This window comes from Psychrobacter halodurans (assembly GCF_017498075.1).
Taxonomy (GTDB): domain Bacteria; phylum Pseudomonadota; class Gammaproteobacteria; order Pseudomonadales; family Moraxellaceae; genus Psychrobacter; species Psychrobacter celer.
The window spans coordinates 1-8,261 of the sequence record NZ_JAGBKN010000044.1 but is presented as its reverse complement, the minus strand read 5'-3'; the positions used below and the strand labels follow the sequence as shown (position 1 = coordinate 8,261).

The window sequence follows — 8,261 nt, the reverse complement described above, 5'->3', positions numbered from 1 at the left end:
AACCCTTGAATGGGTAGATTGGTTCAATAAAATACGATTGCATAGCACGATTGGATATGTGTCACCCTTTGAGTTTGAAAAGCGGTATTATGATAATTTAATCCTGTCAGGCATTGCTGCCTGACTCAAGTAAATTACCCTCCGATAAAGTCGGGGCGGTTCAATATGCCCAATTCAATATTGTTGTAGTTACTTGTTTACTTGGGATCTTTATATGAGTATTAAAATGATAGTAATCATGGCTGTTACTGCCATTCTTGCTTTCTGGCTTGGTATTAAAGCTCACGAACGTCACTATAATGATATTTGCTTAGATCTAGGTGGAGGCCAAAATCCAGGAAACCATCCTATCTGTGTCATTGATCGATAACCGAGACCATCCCAGATTCTGTATAACTGCCATTTAAATTTCACTATAATAACGAAAGACCCAATATGGGTAATGGTGGCTTTACGCCGATTCAGAAACTTAATATGGCAGCTTAGTTCTACTTATTTGGTGTTTTAAATATGGGGCTACTTCCCTAGCAAGTAGCTTTATCCTACTTCATATTCACTGCATATCACACCGGCTAAACCCCTCTAAAAATGCATTCACGGTTGCAGCAAAAGGGCTGTCATCTCTCATTGGCATATGCTGATGGGTGACGCGCTGCGTTTTTGGTAGAGTAAATGACGCACCATTAGCGTGCTCCGAGCATACTTTTGGATAAATCTGTTGCCAGCGTTGATAGGTGATTGCCTCAGCGCGGCTTTTTATATCCCAAAACCCAACGCGCCGCGCAGTTTCATACACCACAGCATGCGCATAGCGTTTGGATGCAGCGCTCAAATAAGCTTCTCGCATATCAGGGTAGCCAGATGCATCTTGATCGGCAAGCGCTAATAAATCACGCGCTGAGCTTGGTGGCCATTCTTCAAGAATGGAGCGCTCTTTTGCTTGTTGCCACCGCTCAGCACTTGGCTGCAAGTGCAAGACCACCTTTGCCCACAATAATGCTTTTTGTACCGGATAGTCTGCTGCCTTGGCCTTATTACCGAAGTTTAACTGCCATTCACCAAATAGCCGTACGATGTCATGAGTCAGTGCGCGTAGCTGCTCATTACTGCATCTGGCTTTATCACGCTGTGCCTGCAAAGAGAGCATCGACGCTTTGCTGGGTGTGCTCAACGTAATTGGCAGCTTGTTCAAATGCGTTGTCAGTTTTGTGTCTTGTACGAAGTATTGATGCTGTCCCATCAGTTTGCTCCTTTGTCTTTTTATTATGGCGGCGATATTTGTTGTCGTTACCAATCCAAGCGATAAGCACATCACATCGCCTCTCGTGAGTGAGGATCGGTCGTCCTAGCAGCTCTTGTTCACTGTAGTAATTTTTAAAGGTCGTCACATGCTGCTCATAATCGTGAGCGTTTAACTGTGGCACATGGGGCGCTGACTGTTTGAGACATTTATTCACCTCATCTTGTGATGGCACTATCCAATTTTTTATATCAGGCATTTTTGCTGCTGAGTGAGAAAGAGAAGATTTAGATGATGATGACGATAATGGGCACACCTCAAGCATCTTGTAAGCATTGCCTGAGCATGATGAATCAGATGCTTGAGGTATGCTTGTAGGTTGCTTGTTGTCTTTAGTATTTTTATGCCACCGCGCATCAGCGGCTTTTTTGGCGCGCTCTGATTTTGTTTTTTTATTAGTACTCGCTTGCTGCTTTTTGTCATCTAGATAGTTTGAATACAGACTGCCCTCATGCTCCTGAAAGATACCTATGCTTAATACAAGAGTTATAAAGCACTTCGATTTTGACTTTGATAGCCCTGTGATGGCTGCAATGATGGTATCATCATGCGGTATCACGCCATTTTTCCAATAGTCCATCATCAGCAGGTGCAAAGCGCCGATTTGCTCTGTATTTAGCCTTGTCGTCATCGCCAGCATCTCACCGATGTAGACCGGCAGCCAGATACCGACATCATCAGATTTACTCATGACATCCCCCCTTCTCTACTTCAGGCATCATCAAAAATGCATCCACACTCTCAAAGCGCTCAAAGCTGTCTTTTGCCAGCTGAAATAAAATATCAATCTTGTGATGGTCATAACACTGCATCTGTATAGGTACAACCCTCAGCTCACAAATGGCCAATAAGGTCGCAAACTGTTCAAGGCGACTACCCGCTTGACTGCTATCCATCCATCGACCTATGGTGGTGGGATCAACGTTGAGACTTTGTGCCAGATAACAGCGTTTATGAATGGCAACTTTTTGCAGTATGTCAGCTTGGATACTGCGTGAATGTGCAAGATGTCTATCGGATAATGAATTCATAACGGGCTTCCAACAGCTAAGGTAAGTTTACTTACCCATTAAAGCACACAAAACTTACCTTCTCAACTGCTAAGATGAGGAGATAATTAAAAAGGTGAGGTTATGCAAACACTGGGACAAAAACTATACCAATTGAGACAAGATAAAGGCCTTGCCCGTACAGCCTTGGCAATAAAAATAGGCGTATCGAAAACAGCAATAAAAAACTGGGAAGATGATGAGAATATACCAAAACTGGAGTATTTGCAGCTGTTAGCTGATTACTTCGATTGCGATATAAACTATTTAATGCAAGGTGACAACAAAGAAAACTTACCTTCATTAATTCAAGAACAGCAAATACCCACAATAAATAAATCAGATGTATTATCATTTCGGAAATATAATGAACAGCTATATTGGCTCATAATCGATGACGACGCTATGCAGCCTGTATTTAAGCCAAAGCATCTGGTACTTATTAACCCCACCCTAATGCCTCAGCCTGGCGATTACGTGGTGGGTATAAACGATGATCAGGTTCTATTTAGAAAGTGGCGCGATTGCGGCATTGACGACACACGAGGGCAAAACTACTCACAGCTGGTAGCGCTAAATCCCGACTATCCGCCCCTTGATAGTCGGTTTACTACGTTTGAGGTTTGCGGGGTCGCCACCGAGCACAGAATAAAACTAAAATAAGCTGCGAGCGCTTATACTGATTCTGTCAATGATTGATCGTTGTCTATTGCCAGAGCATCATCGGTGATAAGCATCATATGTACAAAAAAACGCAATAATGGTGAAAACTTCCATGCACTTTTATTGCGCTGAGACTCTCGATTATCTGGCGTGGCAATACCAATATGTATGGTACTGATATCTGCTTTATGAATACGCCTGATCTTATCATCTGCAATACCGGCTACTTTTGACTGCTCCTCATCATGACCAGCCATAAGCCAGTTTTTGGCAGGTAGCAGCTGTGTGGCAATATCTATAAAACGCCGTAGCATTTGCGCCTCTTTATAAGGAAAAGACACGAAGGCTCTACTACCAGATAAGCGCTGTTGGCTTGTCCTTATAAACCACTGCCAATCATCTATTGAAGTATCACGTAGGATAAGCGCGCTGTTTTGGAGCGATGATAATAGCCGAAAGTCGCTTTGGTATTGAATACTGATAGGGCTGATATCTTCAGATTTTGTAAACCGGCCTTGACCTCTAATCGATATAATCTTAGCAACCGTGCGCGCTCTATCAACGATAATAGTGGCATCATAAATATCGATATGAGTGAGTAAAGCGGCATTTTTTACTGACTCATTTTTATCGATATGCCGTAATAGTGCCCACACCCGATTGATGCCATAGCGCATAAACAAACTGTTAGATGACACAGCAGATGCGATTAAAGGCGTTGATAAATCCGTAAAAAACCTTGGTGAGGCGCGCTTATGCTTCACGATATTTCTTAATAACAGCACGCGGATACTAGGCAAGCTGACCTTATCGTTTTGGATGATCGCATGGTTTTGCTTAAGCTGTTTGTTGGCAAACCCAGTAATATTATTGATGATTTGAGTTGACAGCTTGATATCAGCAATGCTTAGAGCATAAGTTGCCATGAGTACGGCAAAGTGATGATAATACTCAAAGCTACGCTGCGGGGACAGATGCCCCATAATGCCAGATAACGCATACCAGCGATCCTGCGCGTGAATGTGTTCGCCCAATACGCTTGTCTTTATGCGTAAAATATCTTGCTCATTATAGTCCGTTAACGCGCAAGTTAGCTCAGTATCCCCGCATAACAACAACGCAAGATTACTCACTGCAGTATGCCGAAACGCATGAAAGGTATGACTTAATTGATTATCATCTATTGATATATCGTTTAAGAGACGTTTTAGCAATTGTAGCGGTACATGATCATAAACCGGATTTTTTGATGAGGATAAACTAAACATGAAATGATTAGGGTTGATACCTATGCTGCTTTGGGCGTATCTGATAAAAAACGCCAGCTCATCCGGCTGCAGTAGCGCAAAAATAGGAATACGGCGGTTGCTGCTGGCTGTTTTTAGGCCGCGATAGCTGTTACTGCGGACCACTATTGATGGCATCAATGTATCCAGCCCCTCGATATCTATAAACCTCAAGCCCAAAAGCTCTTTTTTACGCATACCAGTGCGGTATACCAATATAAACATCAGCGCAAACATCTCACGCTCTAGTATATCTACGCTGGTTAAAACCTGCTTAATCAGCGCATGATATATCGGCGGTGATACCAGCTCAGCTCGTACGCGGTGACCGCCTTTTTCATAAGGAATAATAGCGTGAGCAAAATTATAATGATCGCGTGCAAAGTTATGCAATCGCTGAAATAATTTGGCGTAATAAGACACATCACTATGATGACGTGCGATACTTTTATATTCTAAAATGTCCTCGTAGAGCATCTCAAAATCTTCAGCATCGAAAGACTCAAGGTTTTGACCTTGGGTAAAATACAGCCATTCATAACCGATACTTTTAACATATTGCAAAACGGATGAATGCTTGGGAGCTTTAGAGGAGTCATTGGTTAAAAAGTCCATTATCCAATCTAACAGCACGCGTGCATTCGTGGCAGTGTATTGCTGTCGGCGCTTCTCAACTCTCTCGATCAAGGCGGGCGGCGGGAGCTTTAGTCGTTTATTTTTAAGCTTTTCTGCAAGCTTAAAATCTTTTGTGATATCTGTAATCAAGTCTGAGTGCCGTACCTTTTTATTATGCCGACTTTGGGCATCGTTTTGCATCATTGGCTCAAGGGTTCGAATAGACAGCTGTAAAATATCATCCAAATCATAAACATAATCAGTGTCATGATAGGTAGGGCTTAAAAACTGCTCAAAGCTTTTCTTAGTCAAACCTGCCGTATCTTGTCTACCACAAAGCACAGTCACTAAGGCTTGATCGATATTGACATCATCCATCTGCTCCCAATGGTAGCTTGCATAAAATAAAAACTGAGTGAATGTTGGCACATGTAGATCAAGCGGTACCGCAATCATTGCCAAAACTCTCATAAGATAGTATTCCGCGCTTTGAAGATCATTTTTACGCGTATTTTCATACTCTTTTTGATAGCGAATAATCCAGCACTGAGTGACCAGATCAACGACACTCTGCTGAGTATTGTAGAGCTGATGACTATCGGCATCGCGCTCATTGCCATAACGCTTTTGCGCAAATCGTGGTGACACTAATAATCGCTGATTGATAAAGGGCTGATATTGCCCTGCAAGTAATGCTTTAAACCAGCCCTCAAGCATAGACTTATTATTAATGCCGCCATAAATCACACCTGAGAATATCAGCCATCCTAACACCTCGTTCTCACTATAGCTTGTGGTATTTTGCCAGAGGACCTGCGCGGCGCGCACAAGCGCGTTGATCTGTTTACCTCGAGCCACCCAACCTTTATCGATAGCGAGCAGATTATATTTGCTAGGAAATGAGACGGTAATGTTGGGGTAAATAAAATCTGCCAGCATAAAATGCCGATTTTGATAATCAATAAAGCGATTGGCCGTTTTGTAGTCACGTTTTATTTGCTTTTTTGTGTGGTTGTTTTTTGATATATGATCATGGATGAAATCTTGAAAGACCGCAAATCCTGCCGAATTGATGGGAGTCACTTGCTCATTTAGGGCCGTATAAAATGCTGCTATCAGTAGATCCCAGCGTAACCACCGCCGATCGATATTGAGATTATGGGTAGCGCTGGTTGTATTAACAACCGGTAGAAAAGTTTGTGTATGATAGGCGCAGGCTTTGCGGCAGTACTTATGCGTTCTTTTTACTTTACTCAAATCACTAGGATAGTCTTGCCGTAATTGCTCCCATTTGGTTTGTAAATTAGCGAGCAGCTCAATCTCATAATTACGAGCTTCGCTACTTTGTGCCAGAACATCAGAATATGCCACGTAACGCTTTTTTCTACCGTCAAACTTGGCAAGCTTACTAATGATATTCGGCAGCTCTACACTGTTTATAATGATTGGCAGCATGACGCACCCCTATTTATACTTATTTTATCTAAGCCCAGCATCACCGCGATGCGCTCAAACGCGTAGCTGACACTTTTTATTTGAGACTTACTTGAAGATGAGAAACGGCCAAGTACTTCTTGGCGAGCTTTTTCATGACCGATTACAGCATTAATAAGTACTAATTCCACACCCAGTTTTTCAAGCTGACTGCGTACAAAATGACGTGTCCAGTATGGATTTTCATCGATAATTGACTTGGTCATCTGATAAGCATCGCCGCGTTTAATAATGGTCAAAGCATCAAAACTATCAGACAGTAAACGTAGCAGCGCCACCTCATCACCTAAGCGTATTGCATCGATGTCTGCGCTAATGTCATGTTTTAATAAGTGACTCAGCTGATAATTTATCAAATAGTTTTTATAATCGTTCAGATAGCGCTGTAGCGTTGGACATAAGGGCACAAGCCTTTGGCTTTGTACTTGTCTGATAGGCTTGTCATCAATCAAAAGCCACCCTGATATAAGATCGATATCACTCATGTACCCAATACCATTGTTTGGACGTACGCCTGTTAAGAGGCAAAAAACAAACCATGTAAAAATACTGACTCTATTAAAATGCGTATCGGCATCAAGACTGGTATTGGTTAAGTCATAAATGTCGCGTATCACGCTGTAAGCATACTCAGGCGTTAATGCAAACACAGAGCCTGTGCTATATTTATGCCAAGGTGTGATGTATGAGCTGTCAAAATTGCAGCCATTATTTAACACCTCAAGTGATGACTTATAATGCGCAAAAATTTCCTCGCTACGATGACCACTGTAGTACATAGCAGGTGCCAGCGGCGCGGGCGTCCTACAAATCAGATCGGCAATATGCGCGTTACTATCGGCAGTGTAGCGCGACAGCACAATAGGCAGCGCCGTCTCAATTCGGCTCACTGACAGATACGGCAGCCCAATTTGCGCACGCAGCTGCTTGATATAGGCATTAATATCATTAATTGATGGTAAATCCTGCTCTAACAGATCATCAACCAGCCATTGCGGCAGGGGAATTTTAATCACATCAAACTGGTTTTCGTGCTTGGACTCATCAAAACGACCATCGCGTTTGGTGATGCCCAAACGATGCTGAATGTAGCTGCGCTGAGTGCCTATCTTAAAAATACTGGGATGACCGATATAGCCTGTTATTAATAACGACTCGACGGGTAACGCGGTGATCATAGACAACAACAAGATGCTAGCGCAGCTACGATAACTAGCGTCTATAGATTTAGCGTCTTGGTGAAGCGTGGCAAAAACGGCCTGATAGCTGTTTTTGGGTAGCGCGCGTACGTTTGAATTAAGCGCTAAATCATTTTGAGCAATATGATTTTGTTGTAGAGATAAATCGATGGTTTGGAGTGGTACTGAAAGCACTGACTTTGCTAGATTTTCATTCATGCTCTCATAGTGGATAAATGACGGCTCATAGTGATCAAGAATTTCCTCATGACTGGTGACAAGACCTTCATGCGCTTCAGTTTGCGGCGTGTAGTTTTGAGACTGCAGCGCTGGCATTTTATGATCAATGTCATGATTGGTATCTGACAGCGAGTGCACTATTTTAGCTTTTTGTTTTGGCTGCAAATTTGACATTACTGTCAGATTAATGGGCTTGATGTGTTTAGCAGGTTTGACTTTTATGCGCCGCTTTAGGTAATGCGCCTCTCTATAGGCGTTAATGATCTTGCTGATCTGACTGATTAAAGGTTTTATCAATACTAGCTTATCAATTTCAATTTCAGCCTGACTCTCCAGATTTACTAGGGTGTGTTGACAATTACCGTAAATGGATAATCGTCGCTGCTAAATAGATATTAGCAGCAAACGACTCATCCGTTTTTTCAGCACGCATGGC

The 8,261-nt window shown here is 42.5% G+C and carries 8 protein-coding genes; 3 read left to right on the top strand and 5 right to left on the bottom strand.

Annotation, left to right across the window (positions count from 1 at the left end):
• Together J3491_RS12085 and J3491_RS11710 are read left to right on the top strand one after the other, a co-directional pair.
• The coding region (locus J3491_RS12085; RefSeq protein WP_341534390.1) for an IS3 family transposase at positions 1 to 124 on the top strand (124 nt) is incomplete at its 5' end.
• A 90-nt stretch (positions 125 to 214) separates the two neighbouring features.
• On the top strand, positions 215 to 370 hold the full coding sequence (locus J3491_RS11710) for a hypothetical protein (protein ID WP_207970338.1): 156 nt from the start codon (positions 215 to 217) through the stop codon (positions 368 to 370).
• A gap of 183 nt (positions 371 to 553) precedes the next feature.
• On the opposite strand, the gene J3491_RS11705 is transcribed toward J3491_RS11710, so the two are convergent.
• From J3491_RS11705 to J3491_RS11695, 3 genes are read right to left on the bottom strand one after another with little or no spacing between them, the layout of a single operon-like run.
• Positions 554 to 1,147 carry a hypothetical protein gene (locus tag J3491_RS11705; protein ID WP_207970337.1) on the bottom strand — a complete coding sequence of 198 codons (594 nt, stop codon included), beginning with the start codon at positions 1,145 to 1,147 and terminating at the stop codon, positions 554 to 556.
• Positions 1,122 to 1,991 carry a DUF1376 domain-containing protein gene (locus J3491_RS11700; RefSeq protein WP_207970336.1) on the bottom strand — a complete coding sequence of 290 codons (870 nt, stop codon included), beginning with the start codon at positions 1,989 to 1,991 and terminating at the stop codon, positions 1,122 to 1,124. The genes J3491_RS11705 and J3491_RS11700 overlap by 26 nt, the downstream gene beginning before the upstream one ends.
• Positions 1,984 to 2,331: a hypothetical protein gene (locus J3491_RS11695; RefSeq protein ID WP_207970335.1), complete on the bottom strand. Its 348-nt coding sequence runs from the start codon at positions 2,329 to 2,331 to the stop codon at positions 1,984 to 1,986. The genes J3491_RS11700 and J3491_RS11695 overlap by 8 nt, the downstream gene beginning before the upstream one ends.
• Positions 2,332 to 2,433: 102 nt before the next feature.
• On the opposite strand from J3491_RS11695, the gene J3491_RS11690 reads away from it, so the two are divergent.
• Positions 2,434 to 3,012 (top strand): LexA family transcriptional regulator, encoded by a 579-nt coding sequence (locus J3491_RS11690; protein WP_207970334.1) that lies wholly within the window; start codon positions 2,434 to 2,436, stop codon positions 3,010 to 3,012.
• 11 nt (positions 3,013 to 3,023) lie between these two features.
• Here the strand turns inward: J3491_RS11690 and J3491_RS11685 are convergent, their stop codons facing one another.
• Positions 3,024 to 6,368 (bottom strand): site-specific integrase, encoded by a 3,345-nt coding sequence (locus J3491_RS11685; RefSeq protein ID WP_207970333.1) that lies wholly within the window; start codon positions 6,366 to 6,368, stop codon positions 3,024 to 3,026.
• Positions 6,350 to 7,921, bottom strand: coding sequence for a hypothetical protein (locus tag J3491_RS11680; RefSeq protein ID WP_207970332.1), 1,572 nt, complete (start codon positions 7,919 to 7,921; stop codon positions 6,350 to 6,352). The genes J3491_RS11685 and J3491_RS11680 overlap by 19 nt, the downstream gene beginning before the upstream one ends.
• Positions 7,922 to 8,261: the final 340 nt, after the last annotated feature.